The sequence below is a fragment of the Streptococcus sp. KHUD_013 genome (genome assembly GCF_052588545.1).
Map to the genome: position 1 here is coordinate 1580034 of NZ_CP186264.1, position 16955 is coordinate 1596988.

Here is a 16955-nt window from a genome sequence, read left to right on the forward strand (position 1 = left end):
AAATTTTCTTAATTAATTAAAAATACAAATTATTTTTTTGAATAAATTTTCTAGCTATTTCATGAAAAAAGTTTGTCTACATTCTAAAATCCAGTCCTAAAGAACTGGATTTTTACTTTGTCTAGATTTGCTCCAATTGTACCTTCTCTGCTAAATTCATGGCATGGTCTGCGACACGCGTATAGTGAGAGATGATATCAATAAAGTTCACACCTGCTTGAGGAGTACATTCTCCCTTGTTCAGACGAGAAATATGTGTCTTCCGCAATTTCTTTTCGAGCTTTTCAATCGCCTGATGGCGTTGTTCCAACTCTGCGGCCAACTCTTGGTTATCCTCTTCTACACTTCGAAGGGCATCTTTAACAAACGTCGCAGTTTGTTGGTAGATATCTTCTAATTCAGCCAAGGCATTGTCAGAAAAGACAACTTTCTTCCGAATGAGATAATCCGTCAAGTTGATCAAGGCTTCTGCGTGATCTCCAATCCGCTCCAAATCTCGAGAAGAATCCAAAATATTGGTCAAGGATTCGCTTTCTTTTGGACTCAAAGCTTCACTGGACAAGCGGATCAAGTATTTGGTCAACTGATCATCGATGGTATTAATGGCTTCTTCTGTTTTATGGCCTTTTTCAGCTAGCTTTTCTTCTTGATTCAAAATATAGCGATAAGATAAATCAAAAATCTTTTCAGCATAAGTCCCTAAGTGCAAGAGTTCTTTTTTAGCATTTCCCAAGGCAATCGAAGGAGCTTGGGTAATCAGATTTTCGTCCAAGTAAAGTGGTTCGTATTTGACCACTTCATCCTCACCAGGAATCAGCTTGGTCACAAAGTATGCCAAAGCTCCAATGAATGGGAACTGGATGATGGTATTGGTTATATTAAAGGTTCCGTGAGCAAAGGCTATGGTCATTTCTGGGGATAAATGAAGAGTCGTTTCAAACCATTGAATCAAAGAGGTAAACGGAACAAGGAAGACAAGACAGATAATGGTTCCGATAACATTAAAGGCTACATGGGCACCTGCCACACGTTTGGCCGCAATATTAGCTCCCAAGGAAGCAATGATAGCTGTAATGGTCGTTCCGATATTATCACCAAAGAGAACTGGGAGGGCTCCTTTCAGGTCAATCAAATGACTAGCATAGAGATTTTGCAAGATACCAATGGTTGCAGAAGAGGCCTGAATCAAAAGTGTTAAGCCTGATCCAACAAAGACACCCAAGATAGGACTTTTACTTAACTGCACCATATAGTCACGAAAGACTTGCAAATCTTTAAGAGGTTCCATAGCCCCACTCATCAAGTTGAGGGCAAAGAAGATACCACCGACACCAAAAACGATTCGTCCAACATTATTAACCAAACGATTTTTGGTAAAGAAGAGACAAACCGCTCCGATAAAGAGCATGGGAAGAGCGTAGTCTCCTAATTTAAAACCAATGATAAAGGAGGTAATAGTCGTTCCAATATTGGCCCCCATAACAATACCAATAGCTTGACGGAGGGTTAGAAGTCCTGCACTCACCAGACCGACCGTAATCACTGTAACCCCTGAACTCGACTGAATCAAGGCAGTCATCCCAATCCCTACTAGAACCCCTAGAAAGGGATTACTCGTATATTTATCAATATAGTATCGAAGTCGATCTCCTGCAGCCTGTTGCAAGCCTTCTCCCATGGTTTTAATACTATAGAGAAAGAGCCCCAGGCCTCCCAAAAAGTTAAATACAATTTCCTGCCAGTTAATCGACATGTTCATTCCTCCAAATTTGAGATCAGAAATAAAACTCCTCTCCTATTGTAAAGGATAATTTCCAATCACACAAGAGATTTCTGTAAATTTCTATTATTTTTTGAAACCGTTTTTCCTTCTGTTTTATTTTCCTCGTTTTAAGAGCCAAAAAAAGAGGGTGGAAAATTTCCAACCCGAGACTGTAGACAAACTATTCTTTTTTATAAATCTAATAAATTCTATAAAAAGAAATGTTACTCGTTAGAGTGATTCAATCATCTACTGAAACTTTTCGTCGTGAGAAAAGTACCTGAAACTTAATAGTTTCAGGTACTCGGAATTATTGAGACCTTAGGCTCAATAATTAGTCATGGAACTTCGAAGAAGTTCGCTGACGTCCGTACTCACCTAAGGAAAGTTTCTAAGAAGACTTTGTCTTTCAATCTGGGCGTGGAAAATTTCCAACCTCTCTAGTCTTTGTTCAAATTGCGTAACATCTCATCGATCTTGTTACCGTATTCGATAGACTCGTCTTTGACAAAAGTAAGATCCGGAATCTTGTACAGTTTCAAATTCCGACCTAATTCACGCTTGATGGTTCCTGTTGCTTTTTCAAGGCCTGTCTGAGCCTTTTGATTGTCTGAAGCCAAATCACTCATAATTGAATAATACACTTTGGCCATAGACAAATCACCTAGCATTTGAACATCCGTAATAGTAACGCCTTGAACACGCGGGTCACGGACTTTCTTTTGTAAAATCTCATTGACTTCACGCTTGATTTCCATCCCTACTCGATCTGTCCGAAAATGACTTGCCATAGGAACTCCTTTCTGATCTGTCTTTAAAAACTAGGAAATAGGAGATTTCCTCTCTTCCTTCCTAGTTAACAGTTTATTTTTTAATTTCTTCCATGATGTAAGCTTCGATGGTATCATCAGTCTTGATATCATTGTAGCCTTCGATCATCAATCCACCTTCGCGACCGTTGGTCACTTCTTTGACATCATCTTTATAATGTTTCAAGCTAGCAAGAGCTCCATCATAAATGACGACACCGTCACGAATGACACGAACTTTGGAGTCACGAGTGACCTTACCACTGAGGACCATAAATCCACCGATAGTACCCACTTTAGAGACCTTAAAGGTTTCACGGATAACTGCTTCCCCGATGACTTTCTCTTCGAATTCAGGATCCAACATTCCCTTCATGGCATCTTCCATTTCTTCAATCACTTTGTAGATGATTGAGTGAAGACGGATTTCTACCTCATCAGCTTCTGCTTGCTGACGTGCTTGAGGCGTAGGGCGGACGTTAAATCCAATGATGAAGGCATTTGAAGCTTCTGCAAGGGTGACGTCTGATTCGTTGATGGCACCAACTGCTGAGTGAACGATGGTCACTTTCACACCTTCCACCTCAATCTTTTGAAGGGAAGCAGCAAGGGCTTCAACCGATCCTTGAACATCGGCCTTGATGATGACATTAACGGATTTCACTTCGCCAGCCTTCAAGGTATCAAAGAGATTTTCAAGGCTGACACGGTTGGTTGCTTGACGTTGTTTCATCAGCGCACGTTTCGCACGTTCTTCACCGGCTGCACGCGCAGATTTTTCATCTTCATAAACCGCAAAATGGTCACCCGCCATTGGTGCTTCATTCAAACCAGTGATAGAAACTGGAGTAGATGGTCCAGCTGCTTTCACACGACGGCCAAGGTCATTGGTCATGGCACGGACACGTCCGAAAGTATTACCAACAACGATTGGGTCTTGGACATTCAAGGTACCTTGTTGAACCAGAAGGGTTGCAACCGCACCTTTACCTTTATCCAAACGCGCTTCGATAACCGTACCGATGGCACGAACAGTTGGATCTGCCTTGAGTTCTTGGATTTCAGCCACAAGAAGGACCGTTTCCAAAAGTTCATCGATATTTTGGTTGAACTTGGCAGAAATTTCTACAAACTCAGAATCTCCACCCCAAGCTGTTGACATAACTCCATGCTCTGCCAATTCACCGATCACACGTTCTGGGGTGGCACCTGGTTTATCAATCTTGTTAATAGCTACGATGATTGGAACGTTCGCTGCTTTTGAATGGTTGATGGCTTCGATGGTCTGTGGCATCACCCCGTCATCTGCTGCTACAACCAAGATGGTAATATCCGTAACAGAGGCACCACGCGCCCGCATAGAAGTAAAGGCCGCGTGTCCAGGTGTATCCAAGAAGGTAATCTTCTTGCCATTTTCCACGATTTGGTAAGCACCGATATGCTGGGTGATTCCTCCCGCTTCACCTGTTGCTACACGTGAATTACGAAGGGTATCCAAAAGGGTTGTTTTACCATGGTCAACGTGTCCCATGATGGTGACAACTGGTGGACGCTCTACCAATTCATCTGGATTCAAATAGCCATCTTCGACGAAGAAACGTTCGATATCCGCATTGTCCACTTCAACCTTTTTCTTGGCTTCAATTCCATAATCCACTAACAGCAGTTCAATGGTATCGCCATCTAAGGATTGGTTTTGTGTCGCCATCACTCCCATCATGAAGAGTTTCTTAACGATTTCCGCAGGCTCACGCTTAATCCGTTTTGCGATTTCCGCAACCGTCATTCCATCTGTGTACTCAAGTTCACTTGGCAACTCATGGAATTTACGCTCTGTTACTGGTTTTGGAGCTTCATTGCGGTTATTCTTTCCTTTTTTATTCTTTTTGTTGTTGTTCCAGTTACTATTTCTTTGATTTCTCACTTGGTTTTGACTACTTCGATTCTTTTGTTGTTTTCTTGGACCATCTTCTTCGCGATCAAAATCTTCACGTTTTTTGTCTGGTCTAGCTTGCTTTTTCCGACGTGTATCAACTGCTGCAGGACTTGGAGCCGCTACCGGAGTTGCCTTCACTGCTTCTGCCTTTGGTTGTGGAGCAACAACTTCAGTCGTAACTGCCTCTTCGCGCTTACGACGTTTTTGACGGTCTTGCTCTACCTTGGCTGCCTGGTTTTGCTTGTAGCGTTCTTCACTACCACGTGCATATTCTGCATTTTGCTCTGCCTTTAATGCTGCTGCACGGGCTTTGAAGTCAATCTTCGGTGCGCCATTTACAGGATTTGGACGTCCTTGACCGTTGCCAGCTTGGTCACGGCGACGATCATTCCCTTGGTTCCGGCGGTCATTTCCTTGATTTTTTCGCTCATTACGATTTTGGAAACGATCCCCATCCCGACGGTCGTTTTGTTGTTTCTTAGGTCGATTTCCTTGTTGCTGACGACGTTCCGCCTGCTCTTTCGCACGGGCTTCGCGTTCCGCCTTGAAATTACGACTCTTTGGCTTCACAACAGGTGTTGCCACTGTTTCCGTTTTCTTTTCTGGTTGGTTTGCAACAGGTTCTTTTGCAACCGGTGCAGCTTTTACTTGTTTTTCTTCCGTCACTTTAGGAGTTTGGGGCGCCTTTGATGCAAAACTATTGACCAAACGCTCAACCGCTTCACCTTCGATACTAGAAGCGTGACTCTTTACCTCCAACCCTAATTCTTTTGCCCGTGTGACGACTTCTTTACTTTCCTTGCCTAGTTCTTTGGCAATCTCATACAATCTTTTCTTAGACAATTGCTGTCCTCCTCTTCTATTCCATAAGAGACCTCATTTTCTTTGAAAATCCAGCATCTGTCACGGCCGCTACCTTTCGTGAGCGACCAATGGCAGTACTTAATTCTAGTGTTGAAAACACGGTTAATACCGGAATGCCATAATAGTGGCATTTATCTGTGATTTTTTTGGTAAGATTGGGAGCTGCATCATCTGCTAGAAAGACCAAACGAGCCTTTCCTTCTTGAACAGACTTGATGACCAACTCTTCTCCAGAGATGATTTTCCCTGCTCGCTGAGCCAATCCCAATAAATTACTGACTTTTTGCTTATTCAAGGCCTAACTCTCTTCTTTTCACCTTATGATCCACATAAGCAATCAATTCGTCGTAGAAAGCTTCATCCACTTCCATGCTAAAGCTGCGATTGAAGACTTTCTTCTTCTTGGCTTGAAGTGCTTCCTCGTTATCGAGCTTAATATAAGCACCACGACCATTTGCTTTCCCAGTTGGATCGATAAAAACTTGACCTTCTTTATTTTTTACGATTCGCAAGAGATCTCGTTTATCGATAACCTCATTTGAAACGACAGACTTGCGTAAAGGGATTTTTCTTGTCTTTACCATGATTCCCTCCCTATTCGTCTACAGAATTCAAATCACTTTCTACTTCTTCAAAAGCAGGTTCTTGACTTGCTTCCATTTCTTCGTACTCACTAGCTGATTTGATATCAATCCGGTAGCCAGTTAAGTGAGCCGCCAAGCGCACGTTTTGACCACGACGACCGATCGCAAGAGATAGTTTGCTATCTGGTACTACCACAAGGGCATGCTTGCTGTCTTCTTCGTCAAAGATGACTTGATCGACCTCAGCAGGCGCGATGGCATTGTAGATAAATTCTGCTGGATCTGGTACCCACTCAATGACATCAATATTTTCTTCTGTTGGGACCATACGATCCAATTTCTGATCATAACGAGCTGGGTGGAACTTGCTAGTAATCTTTTTGATGTTCGATCCACCACGACCAACGATGGTTCCAATCGCATCTACGTTTGGATTATGGCTACGAACAGCAACCTTAGTCCGGTCTCCAGCTTCACGTGCCACGCTCATGATTTCAACGGTTCCATCATAGACTTCAGGGATTTCTTGTTCCATCAAACGTTTGATCATTTCTGGATGGCTACGACTTACGAAAACGTTGACCCCACGAGGATTGTCTTCTACTTTGTAGACAAAGACTTCGATGCGATCATGAGATTGGAAGACTTCACCCGGGATTTGGTCTTGTTTAGACAATTGAGCTTCGATAGACCCTAAATTCACATAGATAAATCGATTATCAAAACGCTCAACCGTTCCACTCATAATTTCATTTTCATGTTCTTTATAAGTGTTATAGGTAATCGCACGAGTTTGCTTGCGCATTTTTTCCATGATGGTTTGTTTGGCAGATTGAGCTGCGACACGACCAAACTCAGCAGGTGCTTCTTCAAATTTGATTTTGTCTCCCAATTCATAGGCAGAGCTAATCGCAAGAGCATCTTTCAAACTAATTTCTAACCGGCTATCAAATACTTCATCCACTACTTCACGAACAGTATAAACGCGGAAGTCACCAGTCTTTTCATTAAATTCGATAGCCGCACTTTCTGCTTGACCATACCGTCTCCGATAAGCCGAACGCAATGATTCTGTGACAGCTTCAATGATATCTTCTTTTTTGATTCCTTTGTCTTCTTCCAAGATGCGAAAAGCATCTAGCATTTCTTTACTCATTCTTTTCTTGCTCTTAGGCTACTAAGAGCCTTCCTTTCTTTTCTGCTATAATTTGACAGCTAGTCTTGCTTTTGAGACAAGACTATAGGGGATTTCAATGGTTTTCTTTCTGGTTTTGTCCATGTATTCCATGGTCAATTGGTCATCTTCGAACTTAAGGAGTGTTCCTTCAATGACCTTTTGTTTGTCAACTGCCTTGTACAAGCTGACATGGATATATTGACCCAGAGCTTTTTCCACTGCATCTTTGGTTTTTAAGGGACGCTCCAAACCAGGACTCGTCACTTCTAGGAAGTACTGTTCTGGGAATGGATCTGGTTGAATCTGATCCAACAGAGGACTAATCACTTCTGTTAAATCTGCTGTATCATTCAGGGTAATACCACCTGGCTTATCAACAAAGATACTTAGAACATAATCTCCTCCCATTTTTCCATATTCCACATCCACCAATTCAAATGGAGCTTGGATGGCTGGTTGAAGAATTTCTGTTACTAATTCAACAATTGTTGCGATAGGACAACACCTCCTCACAGACAAGAGGCGAAGATATGTCTTCGCCTCTCCTTTTCTATTCGTTTTAAACATTCTAGCACAAGTTCCGTCAAAATGCAAGAATTTCGCCTTCCTCATTCATCCAGCTTTTATCCAAAAGAAAAACGCCTCCTTTTCAGGAGACGTCAATCCTTAACTAGACTTTAAAATTGTGCTTCAACCCGATAAATGACCTGACCCTTACTTGAGAATTTCTTTTCATATTCGGTCATGACATTTCCCTCAAAATCACTAGCATGAAGATCTAGCCAGACACCCTTCAAGGTCATTCCATACTGAGAAAAACTCACCAAACTGTATTCAAAGAGTCCTCGATTGTCCGTCTTGAAATGAATCTCACCATGTTCTGGCAAAATCTGTTTGAAGGTATCTAAGAAACTCTTGTAGGTTAGACGACGTTTTTCATGGCGTTTCTTCGGCCAAGGATCTGAAAAATTGAGATACAATTGATCAATCTCACCGTCTTCAAAGTAATTGGTCAAGCTATCCCCGTCTACCCAAAGCAACTTGATATTGGGAACGTTAGCTTCTAACACCTTATCCAAAGCATAACTTAATACTGATTTTTGAATATCAATCCCGATATAGTTAATGTCTGGATTTTGTTTTGCCATTCCAGTGATAAAGGCACCTTTACCACTTCCCACTTCAATATGAATAGGATGGTCATTTCCAAAAATCTCATGCCACTTCCCTTTGGCTTCTTCTGGCTTCAAAATGACATATTGCGGATTGGCTTCTAATAATTCGGTTGCACCTTTACGGTTTCTAACTCTCATGCTTCCTTCCCATATTTTGACCGGAAATTACGCAAGGCATAAATTTCCCGGTTCACATTCTCTAAATCATTGTTTTCATAGTATTTTACAATCTGACAAAGGAAAGAGTATTGACCAAACCAGTACAATTTACCAAATACAGTTTCATTGTACTTATAGCCGTAATAGACCAACCAATCCTGCCACTGGGAATCTGGAATGTAGTGACTTAAAACATGAGCCACATCCATCATCCGATCTGTTAAGCGGACAGAATCCCAATCTACCAAGTAGATAAATCCACTATCCGTTTCAATCCAGTTACTGTGACGGACATCTCCGTGGACAATGGTTGCATAATCTTCTCGAAAAGCTGGAACAGTCTGTCGTAAACTCTTTAATACAGATTGCAAATAATTGTTTTGACGCAAAGCAATTGGCAACTGACTGCTCAAAGAATTCAATAAATCCAATGGCGACTCAGCTGTGTAGCCCAACTTTCTCAATTGCGTCATCAAGGGGCGTGAACGGTGCAAACGAGTCAGGATATGAACCACTTGCTTTTTTCCCATCCCATTTGGAGTTAAAATTTCTCCATTTAACCATTCTTGTGCGCTCATCACATTTCCGTCAGGTAAGCGTCGGCTCCATAAGAGTTGTGGAGCAATTTGTTCTTTAGCTAACCCTGCTAATATTGGAGTCGTATTCATTTTGACAAATACTTTCCCCCCATCCGGATAAGTCCCCATAAAGGCTTTTCCGCTTTTACCAGCAATTGGGGTTAACGTTAGCTCTTTTTCGTTCGAGTCCATCTCTTCCTCCGTAAAAAGTTTCCCATCTATTTTACTAATTTTAAAGCGTTTCGTCAACTAATCGTCTCACCTTGAAAGGTGCATAACCATAGGCTAAAAAGGCTGTGAAAGCTAGCAAGGCCAGGACGAGAATTTTCTCTTCAAAGACCAGTAATCCCAGTCCTCCCTCGACAAGAACCACAAACAAAGTCACCGATTGAACTGTTTGAAGAAGCCCTCGTGTTTTAGCACTGATTTCCAAGGGGAAGAGTCGCGTTAAATACTGATAGTCAAAGGCCTTGTAGAGTCCGAGCAATTGAAAAACAAGTAAATAATTCAAGAGGCCCGCGACGGCTACTGCTACTAGCGTTTGCGGGATGAAGACAAAGACAGCGATTGCTAGTCCTAATAGACGCAGGCTCATGGAAAACAGATCTCCATTTCTGAGATAAGAACGGAGATATAGGTTGTTCCAAGTCTTGGAACTGACTTTCGGAACCATGCTTGTTAGTCTGTCTAAGTAGGCCCGCCGTTTCACGCTATTCGTCATTCCTTTTACTGTGGTAAAAAGGGCGAAAAATCTTAGAATACTTTGCTTTCTCTGGTTTTCTAGCTCTACGATTCGCTTCCAATCAAGACCCGCCTGGTTATAGAATCTTTTCCCCTTCCCTTGAAAAACAAGAACCTTCAACAAGAAGAGAATAGCCAAATAAACCACTACAATGGTAAGAGACAGTCCTAAAGCCAAAGCCAAAGGGACAAATAGAACAAGCACAAGGGTTTGTACAATTCCCCAGAAAATAGTCGCTCGTAAGATCTGTTGGTTCAAATAGCCTTTCAATTGCTCTTCTTTTGCCAGAAGGAAAATCATGTCTGGCTTCTCAAAATAGGTTGCGATGGAACCAATTGGAAGCAGGAGCAAAGGAGCAAGGGCAAGTACAAGGAGGAGAAGGCTCTTATCTTCTGGTAGGGAGCGCAAAAATTGACTGTACTGAACCGCTAAAAAGCCTAGAAAAATCAGGAGAAAGAGGACAAAGTGATCATTAAACACATAGCGAGAATATTTTAAGCACTGATTGCGAAAGGTCGTCTTCCTCTTTTGTAAAACTTCAATCATCGGTCAGCCTCTTTTGTTAGTGCAAGGTAAATCTCATTCAAATCTGCATCTGCCATTCCAAATTCTGTCCGCAAATCCTCTAAAGTCCCCTGAGCGCGGACCTGTCCCTTATGGAGGATGACAAAGGCATCACACATTTTTTCAGCAGAATCCAGAACATGGGTACTCATTAAGATTGATTTCCCTTTCTCTTTTTCTGCATTCAATAGTTGAATTAAATCTGAGATAGCAACTGGATCCAAACCTAAGAAAGGCTCGTCGACAATAAACAAACTTGGGTCAACAGCAAAGGCACAAATAATCATAACCTTTTGTTTCATCCCCTTAGAAAAATGGACAGGAAACCAATCCAATTTTTCCTCCAGTCGAAATTGCTTCAAGAGAGGAGTCACACGCGCAAAAACAGCCTCTTGATCCAAATCATAGGCCATAGCTACTGTTTCAATATGCTCACGCAAGGTTAATTCTTCATAAAGACTAGGTGTTTCAGGAATATAACCAATTTTTTGGCGATAAGCACTTGGAGAAGCTGCTAGAGTCAAGCCATCAATACGGATTTCACCAGCATAGGGACGCAAGAGGCCTATAATTTCATTAATGGTCGTTGATTTCCCGGCTCCATTCAAGCCAATCAATCCAATTAATTGGCCATCGCCAACCTCAAAACTAACATCTTTTAAGACAGGGATATTGACATAGCCTCCTGTCAGGTTTTTTATTTCTAACATATTTTCTTTGCTTTCTGGTATAATGTTCTTATATTATAACAAAATCTAGCGAAATTGAGGTGTATTTATGGTTTCGGATTGTATTTTTTGTAAGATTGTTGCTGGAGAAATCCCCGCTTCTAAGGTCTACGAAGATGACCATTTTCTTGCTTTTTTAGATATTTCTCAGGTCACTCCAGGCCATACCCTTGTGATTCCGAAAAAACATGCCCGTAATCTGTTGGAAATGACACCAGATGAAACAGCTGCGCTTTTTAACATCGTTTCAAGAGTCACCAAAAAAGTGGAAAGTGCTACACAGCCTCAAGGAATGAATATCATTAGTAATATGGAAGAAATCGCTGGACAGTCTGTCTTCCACACCCACGTCCATATTCTTCCACGCTACTCTCAAGAGGACGACCTAAAGATTGATTTCATTGCCCACGAACCTGATTTTGCCCACCTTGCCCAATTAGCCAAGGAAATATCAAACCATTAAAAAGGAGCTTACTATGAAATTAAGAGATCTATTTTGGTTCGCGACTGGTGCAACCATCAGCTATCAACTTGTTAAAAATCGCGAACCTCTGAAAAATGAATTCAATGAAACCAAACAACTAACCGAAGGAATCCAATCTAACGTTTCTAAAATTAAAAAAAACATTGAAATCATTCAGGAGCAAAGAGTCCTTTTAAATCAATTACTGGAAGACTTCTCCTATAAAGCAAGGATCTTCTCTCAGCAAGCCAATGCTTCTGTAGAACAAATCCAAACTATTTGGTCTGAGAAATCTAATACGAATGACTAACTAAATAAGGTTTTGAGATTGCTATCTCAAAACCTTTTTATTTTTTGACTTAGTTTCCTCCGGTACCAGCTACTGTTGTATCCGTAGAAGGTGGCACTGTCGGTTGGTATGGTGGCACTGCTTCTGAGCTGACAGAAGTTTCTGGAACATAGGAAGGATCATAATATCCCCCACCAGTATCCTGGCTCGCCTCTACTGGAGTTTCACCACTTTCTGATGAAACGCTTCCCCCAGTTTCGTCGCCATCCAATAGAACGGCACTTGTTTTGAGCTTGCTTACAGGTGATAAGCCCAGACTTTTACGCAGGATATTCTGCATCTTCAACAGGTGCTCTGAAGTAACGATTTGGTAACTTCCGCCATCCGCTAGGGTGGCATCTTCACCTTTCAACTGTTCCATACGGATGTTCTTCAAGGCATCTCGATAGCCCATCAAGTTCATCAAGTTATTCGTATCCAAGGAGATATTGGTCTGCATATTATCACTAACCGCTTCAATAATTCCTTGATAGTTGCTCAGACCATCCAAAGTCAATACTTTCTTGATGATCTTTTCGATGACTTCCCGTTGGCGTTTTTGACGACCATAGTCTCCTTCTGGATCTTGGTAACGCATCCGTGAGTATACCAAGGCTTGCTCACCATCAATCTCTTGACGACCTGGTGGAATTTTCGCTGTGTATTCCGGTTCATTTTCTTCAATCGAAATATCAAAATCAAATGGATTGTTCACCGTTATGCCACCAACCTTATCAACCAGTTGGACCAAGCCTTTCATATTGATCATCGCATAACGGTCGATATGAATATTCATCAAATCTTGGATGGTTTTAATGGCCAATTCTGCTCCACCTTGAGCATAAGCCGAATTTAGCTTAGCTTGGACCGTTTCTCCATCTTGCGTAATATTGGTCAAGATATCCCGTTCCAAACTCATAATCGTTGTTTCACGCGTCTGTGGATTCACTGTCACGAGAATCATGGTATCGCTATTCCCTACCCACTGATCCTCTCTTGAGCCTGATCCAGTATCCACCCCCATGAGCAAGATGGTCATTGGTTTGTTTTCTGCGATGACATTGTTTTCATCGCCAATCCCTTTATAAGTCTTACTCAACGAATTTGTCGACTGATTGAGGATGGTCAGCCCATAGGCTCCAAGCCCGATTGTCGTTACGGCCAACAAACTAAAAAACATTAATAGAATTTTTTTAATCATAGATTCTGTCCATCTATCAGTTTGCCCATTAGGTAAACATCCAGATATTCCCCTTCCTTGTATACGCCCCTCTTGCGGAGACCTTCAATTTCAAATCCTAGCGTTTGGTAGAGATGGACGGCTCGTTCATTTCGAACTTGGACACTGAGGTCTAATTTCCGAAGGAGGTTGGTACCTTCTGCCCATGCGATTCCTTCTTCTAGGAGAATACGACCCAAGCCCTTATTCCAATAGTCCTTTCGAACAACGATAAAGAGATCTCCAATATGACGCAAGGCCCTATTTTGATCCGCCGCAATATTTAAGACACCTACCAAATCCTCACTCAAGTATAACAAAAGACATAATTGGTTGTCTGTTTGTGCTTGTTCTTCAGCAAACATTTCTAACTCTTGCTTGGTCATCCCAAGCCCTTCTGGAGCCAAGGTCATAAAGTCAGATTCAGTCGCCACATCTTTAAAAAAGTCAAGTAAACGCTCTGCATCCGAAGCCTCAGCCTCTTTCAAAAAGAGATCCAATACCTGTTCCATCTTCAAGCTCCTACAGAAGTTAGAAATGAGTCCTTTAATTGTTCTGCACGTTCACCGACAGCTGACAAGCGTATCTCACGTCCGTCGCCGTCCTTGAGCAGTTCAACCTTTAAATATCCAGCAGGAAGACTGGTCTCTAGCAGTTCGCCCCACTCAATAACGGTCACCCCTTCACCAAATAAAAAGTCATCCAAATCAATCGAATCTGGATCGTCTCCAATACGATAGACATCCAGGTGATACAAGGGCAAGCGACCTTCATATTCTCTCACAATGGTATAAGTGGGACTTTTAATCATCTGACGAATATCCAACCCTTGCGCTAGTCCTTTTGTAAAAGTTGTTTTCCCAGCGCCAAGATCCCCTGTCAGAATCACGACATCCTGTTTTTCTAACCGTTGACCCAACTGTTTTCCAAGTGCAATCAACTCTTGTTCATTTTGACTTTTCATTGCTCCATTATACCAAAAATAATTGATTCTTGCCCACTATTTTTAGTCGATCACCTTCGGCCTCACCTGAGACAATCAAAAAAGCTTGGACGATTTGTCCAAGCTTTCTTCTATGTTCATTCTAGTGCAAGGCCATACTGATAAAGTTCAGAATAAACAAAGCATCTAGAATCCAAATCATACTGTGAACCTCTTTGGCTTCACCTTTGACAAGTTTAGTTACTGTATAAGTAATAAAACCTGCTGCAATCCCATTTGTGATGGAATAACTGAATCCCATAAAGATAGAGGTGAAGAAGGCTGGTACAGCTTCTGCCATATCATCCCAATGGATGTTTTTCAGGCTACTCAACATCATGATCCCAACGATGATCAAAATCGGTGCTGTGGCTGCTGTCGGTACAATAGCAAGAAGGGGACTAAAAATACTTGACACTGCGAAACAGATGGCTACTACAAGGGCTGTCAAACCAGTCCGTCCACCAGCTCCAATTCCCGCAGCTGACTCAACATAAGTCGTCACATTCGAAGTACCTGCAATAGCACCAACAGATGTCGCTACGAGGTCTGAATAAAGGGCTTTATCCAATTTAGCGGATTGATGATTTTCACCATTTGTAGCAACGATTCCGACTTTTTCTCCTGTACCGATCAAGGTACCAATCGTATCAAAGATATCTGTCAAGGAGAATGCTAAGATGGCCATCAAGGTTTCAGGAAGACGAGAAGTATTGGTAATCAAAGAACCTAATCCTTCTGAACCAAGTGCAGCACCAAAAATTTTCCCAAGATCATTGACAGCTGCTCCAAGATGGGTGCTAGAAAAGTCAATCGTTGAAAGATCAACAATGCCAAACACAATAGCAAGGACTGTTGTCGTAAGGATTGAAAGGATAATACCACCTTTAATGCCCTTGATGACAAAGAAAACAGTGATAGCTAAGCCAGCCAAAGCAAGGAGGACTGTTGGACTATTGAAACTAACGAGTCCTGGGACAGCTGCAGAATTTGCTGTAATTGCCGCATTCGCCTTGTCAGCCCCTTCTCCTGCCACCGTATAAGTATGTGGATCAATTGAAAACTTCAACAGGCCAGCATTTTTAATTCCGACATAAGCCAAGAAGATTCCGATACCAGCTGAGATAGCTGAACGCAAAGCATTTGGAATTGACTCAATAATCATTTTCCGAACATTGGTTAATGTAATAACCAATGAAATGAGTCCGCAAATAAAGACCATTCCCAAAGCTTCTTTCCAAGAATAGCCCATCCCAAATACCACTGTAAAGGTAAAGAAGGCGTTCAAGCCCATCCCTGGTGCTTGGGCATAAGGCAGATTCGCATAGAAAGCCATCATGAGAGTCCCAACGACTGAACCAATAATGGTTGCTAGAAATACTCCTTGAGCAGGCATTCCTGTTTGGGAAAGCATTTGAGGGTTTACAAACAAGATATAAGACATGGCAAAGAAGGTCGTTAAACCAGCTAATACCTCTGTACGAACCGTCGTTCCGTGTTCAGATAGTTTGAAAAACTTATCCATTTTTCCAATAAACTCCTTAAAAAAAATAAATCTGCTCGCGATTCAATCACGAACAATACCAATATTTTATCAAATATTATTCACTTTTACAAGAGATTCATCTGGACAATCTTTCGTGTCATATCATCTTCTATTCGAAAGACTGAAATTTTCCTGTTTATCTGGTATAATGGTAGCATTCGTCTTAAAATATGGTGCTCTATACTCTATAAAACATTCCTTATTTAGAGTTCGAAAAACCATACAAATGAAAGGATTCTTCCTATGAATAAGAAACTAATCGCTGTCGATTTAGATGGCACCTTATTAAATTCTGAGAGTAAATTATCATCCTATACGATTGAAACTATCCAAAAAGTCAGTGAACAAGGCCACCAGGTCATTATTACAACTGGGCGTCCCTATCGAATGGCAGATCATATCTATAAGGAATTGGGATTGGAAAGTCCCATGATTAACTTTAATGGCGCTCTCACTCATATTCCAAATAAAAAATGGTCGAAAGAACTATCCATGACCCTTGATAAAAAATACCTCCTTGATATGGTCGAGAGAGAAAATGACATTCAAGCGGACTTTATTGCAGGAGAGTATCGCAATAAGTTCTATGTCACCCATACCTACCACCATACTATTGATCCCGCCTTATTTGGAGTTTCAAAAATCTCCTCCAAAACAAAATTCGAAGCTCGTAAAGTTACCGAAAATCCGAATGCTATCCTCTTTCAAACACGCGCTGAAGATAAGTATGCTTTAGCCGAAGAAATGCGTGATTACTACCATCACGAGCTAGAAATCAATAGCTGGGGTGGACCCCTCAACATTCTGGAGTGCGCTCCAAAAGGGGTCAATAAGGCCTTTGCCCTTAACTATCTCCTTGAGACTTACGGACTTGATCGGAAAGATCTGATTGCCTTTGGAGACGAACAAAACGATACAGACATGTTAGCTTTTGCAGGAACTGGTTATGCAATGAAAAACGCCAATCCTGTCCTCCTCCCCTATGCCAATAAACAAACCGAGTATACAAATGATCAGGACGGCGTTGCTCGTCAATTAGAAAAACTCCTCCTATAAATAAAGAGAATTGCTTGAATCACCTTTTACAAGAAAGGATTCAAGCTTTTTGTTTTCTCAAACATACGGGACCTTATAGGGACCTTTTCTGAAAATAATTTAACCAGTTAAGTTTATTTTCAGAAAATTTTCTGTGTAAGCGCTTGCTAACTGACAAAGTTTGTGATAAAATTAACATAACAAAAATAAAAAAGGAGCCTAGCTCGTTTCATACGATAATGATTCAAGTGATGTTACTTCTCGTTTTATTACCGTCTCTAATTCAACTAAGCTCTTGAGGAGG

Annotated in this window: 18 protein-coding genes; 3 read left to right on the top strand and 15 right to left on the bottom strand. The window is 41.5% G+C overall.

What is annotated here, in order from left to right:
- Positions 1 to 121: 121 nt before the first annotated feature.
- The 11 genes from ACOXXR_RS07560 to ACOXXR_RS07610 all read right to left on the bottom strand — a co-directional run bounded on the left by ACOXXR_RS07560 (position 122) and on the right by ACOXXR_RS07610 (position 11060).
- The gene (locus ACOXXR_RS07560) at positions 122 to 1753 is read right to left on the bottom strand and encodes a Na/Pi cotransporter family protein (protein ID WP_414279920.1); all 1632 of its coding nucleotides are present in this window, start codon (positions 1751 to 1753) and stop codon (positions 122 to 124) included.
- Positions 1754 to 2202: 449 nt separating this feature from the next.
- Positions 2203 to 2553, bottom strand: a complete 351-nt coding sequence (gene rbfA, locus ACOXXR_RS07565; RefSeq protein ID WP_003003976.1) for a 30S ribosome-binding factor RbfA — start codon at positions 2551 to 2553, stop codon at positions 2203 to 2205.
- 73 nt (positions 2554 to 2626) lie between these two features.
- Positions 2627 to 5350: a translation initiation factor IF-2 gene (gene infB / locus ACOXXR_RS07570; protein WP_445278367.1), complete on the bottom strand. Its 2724-nt coding sequence runs from the start codon at positions 5348 to 5350 to the stop codon at positions 2627 to 2629.
- 16 nt (positions 5351 to 5366) lie between these two features.
- On the bottom strand, positions 5367 to 5666 hold the full coding sequence (locus tag ACOXXR_RS07575) for a YlxQ-related RNA-binding protein (protein WP_048715247.1): 300 nt from the start codon (positions 5664 to 5666) through the stop codon (positions 5367 to 5369).
- Positions 5659 to 5955: an RNase P modulator RnpM gene (gene rnpM, locus ACOXXR_RS07580; RefSeq protein ID WP_006596879.1), complete on the bottom strand. Its 297-nt coding sequence runs from the start codon at positions 5953 to 5955 to the stop codon at positions 5659 to 5661. Before rnpM ends, ACOXXR_RS07575 begins: the two co-directional genes overlap by 8 nt.
- A 10-nt stretch (positions 5956 to 5965) precedes the next feature.
- On the bottom strand, positions 5966 to 7111 hold the full coding sequence (gene nusA / locus ACOXXR_RS07585) for a transcription termination factor NusA (protein ID WP_006596880.1): 1146 nt from the start codon (positions 7109 to 7111) through the stop codon (positions 5966 to 5968).
- A gap of 45 nt (positions 7112 to 7156) precedes the next feature.
- A complete protein-coding gene (rimP, locus tag ACOXXR_RS07590) occupies positions 7157 to 7645 on the bottom strand; it encodes a ribosome maturation factor RimP (RefSeq protein WP_193389713.1) in 489 nt (162 codons plus the stop codon).
- Between the two features lie 164 nt (positions 7646 to 7809).
- The gene (trmB, locus tag ACOXXR_RS07595; protein ID WP_061564771.1) at positions 7810 to 8445 is read right to left on the bottom strand and encodes a tRNA (guanosine(46)-N7)-methyltransferase TrmB; all 636 of its coding nucleotides are present in this window, start codon (positions 8443 to 8445) and stop codon (positions 7810 to 7812) included.
- Entirely contained in the window at positions 8442 to 9236 is a 795-nt protein-coding gene (ccrZ, locus tag ACOXXR_RS07600; protein WP_023022280.1) for a cell cycle regulator CcrZ, read from the bottom strand. The genes trmB and ccrZ overlap by 4 nt, the downstream gene beginning before the upstream one ends.
- A 40-nt stretch (positions 9237 to 9276) precedes the next feature.
- Entirely contained in the window at positions 9277 to 10332 is a 1056-nt protein-coding gene (locus ACOXXR_RS07605; RefSeq protein ID WP_123160927.1) for an ABC transporter permease, read from the bottom strand.
- A complete protein-coding gene (locus ACOXXR_RS07610; RefSeq protein WP_445278368.1) occupies positions 10329 to 11060 on the bottom strand; it encodes an ABC transporter ATP-binding protein in 732 nt (243 codons plus the stop codon). Before ACOXXR_RS07610 ends, ACOXXR_RS07605 begins: the two co-directional genes overlap by 4 nt.
- Before the next feature lie 67 nt (positions 11061 to 11127).
- On the opposite strand from ACOXXR_RS07610, the gene ACOXXR_RS07615 reads away from it, so the two are divergent.
- Positions 11128 to 11541 carry an HIT family protein gene (locus tag ACOXXR_RS07615; protein WP_156677084.1) on the top strand — a complete coding sequence of 138 codons (414 nt, stop codon included), beginning with the start codon at positions 11128 to 11130 and terminating at the stop codon, positions 11539 to 11541.
- A 13-nt stretch (positions 11542 to 11554) separates the two neighbouring features.
- Positions 11555 to 11851, top strand: coding sequence for a hypothetical protein (locus ACOXXR_RS07620; RefSeq protein WP_156677085.1), 297 nt, complete (start codon positions 11555 to 11557; stop codon positions 11849 to 11851).
- Positions 11852 to 11900: 49 nt separating this feature from the next.
- On the opposite strand, the gene lytR is transcribed toward ACOXXR_RS07620, so the two are convergent.
- The 4 genes from lytR to ACOXXR_RS07640 form a co-directional block, all read right to left on the bottom strand.
- Positions 11901 to 13070: a glycopolymer--peptidoglycan transferase LytR gene (lytR, locus tag ACOXXR_RS07625; RefSeq protein WP_314369456.1), complete on the bottom strand. Its 1170-nt coding sequence runs from the start codon at positions 13068 to 13070 to the stop codon at positions 11901 to 11903.
- Positions 13067 to 13600, bottom strand: coding sequence for a GNAT family N-acetyltransferase (locus ACOXXR_RS07630; protein WP_414281798.1), 534 nt, complete (start codon positions 13598 to 13600; stop codon positions 13067 to 13069). Before ACOXXR_RS07630 ends, lytR begins: the two co-directional genes overlap by 4 nt.
- A gap of 2 nt (positions 13601 to 13602) precedes the next feature.
- Entirely contained in the window at positions 13603 to 14052 is a 450-nt protein-coding gene (gene tsaE, locus ACOXXR_RS07635; RefSeq protein ID WP_223363599.1) for a tRNA (adenosine(37)-N6)-threonylcarbamoyltransferase complex ATPase subunit type 1 TsaE, read from the bottom strand.
- Positions 14053 to 14173: 121 nt separating this feature from the next.
- Complete coding sequence (locus ACOXXR_RS07640; protein WP_126403814.1) at positions 14174 to 15595, bottom strand: NCS2 family permease; 1422 nt, start codon at positions 15593 to 15595, stop codon at positions 14174 to 14176.
- Between the two features lie 264 nt (positions 15596 to 15859).
- On the opposite strand from ACOXXR_RS07640, the gene ACOXXR_RS07645 reads away from it, so the two are divergent.
- Positions 15860 to 16672 carry a Cof-type HAD-IIB family hydrolase gene (locus ACOXXR_RS07645; RefSeq protein ID WP_314369459.1) on the top strand — a complete coding sequence of 271 codons (813 nt, stop codon included), beginning with the start codon at positions 15860 to 15862 and terminating at the stop codon, positions 16670 to 16672.
- The last annotated feature ends 283 nt before the right edge of the window (positions 16673 to 16955 follow it).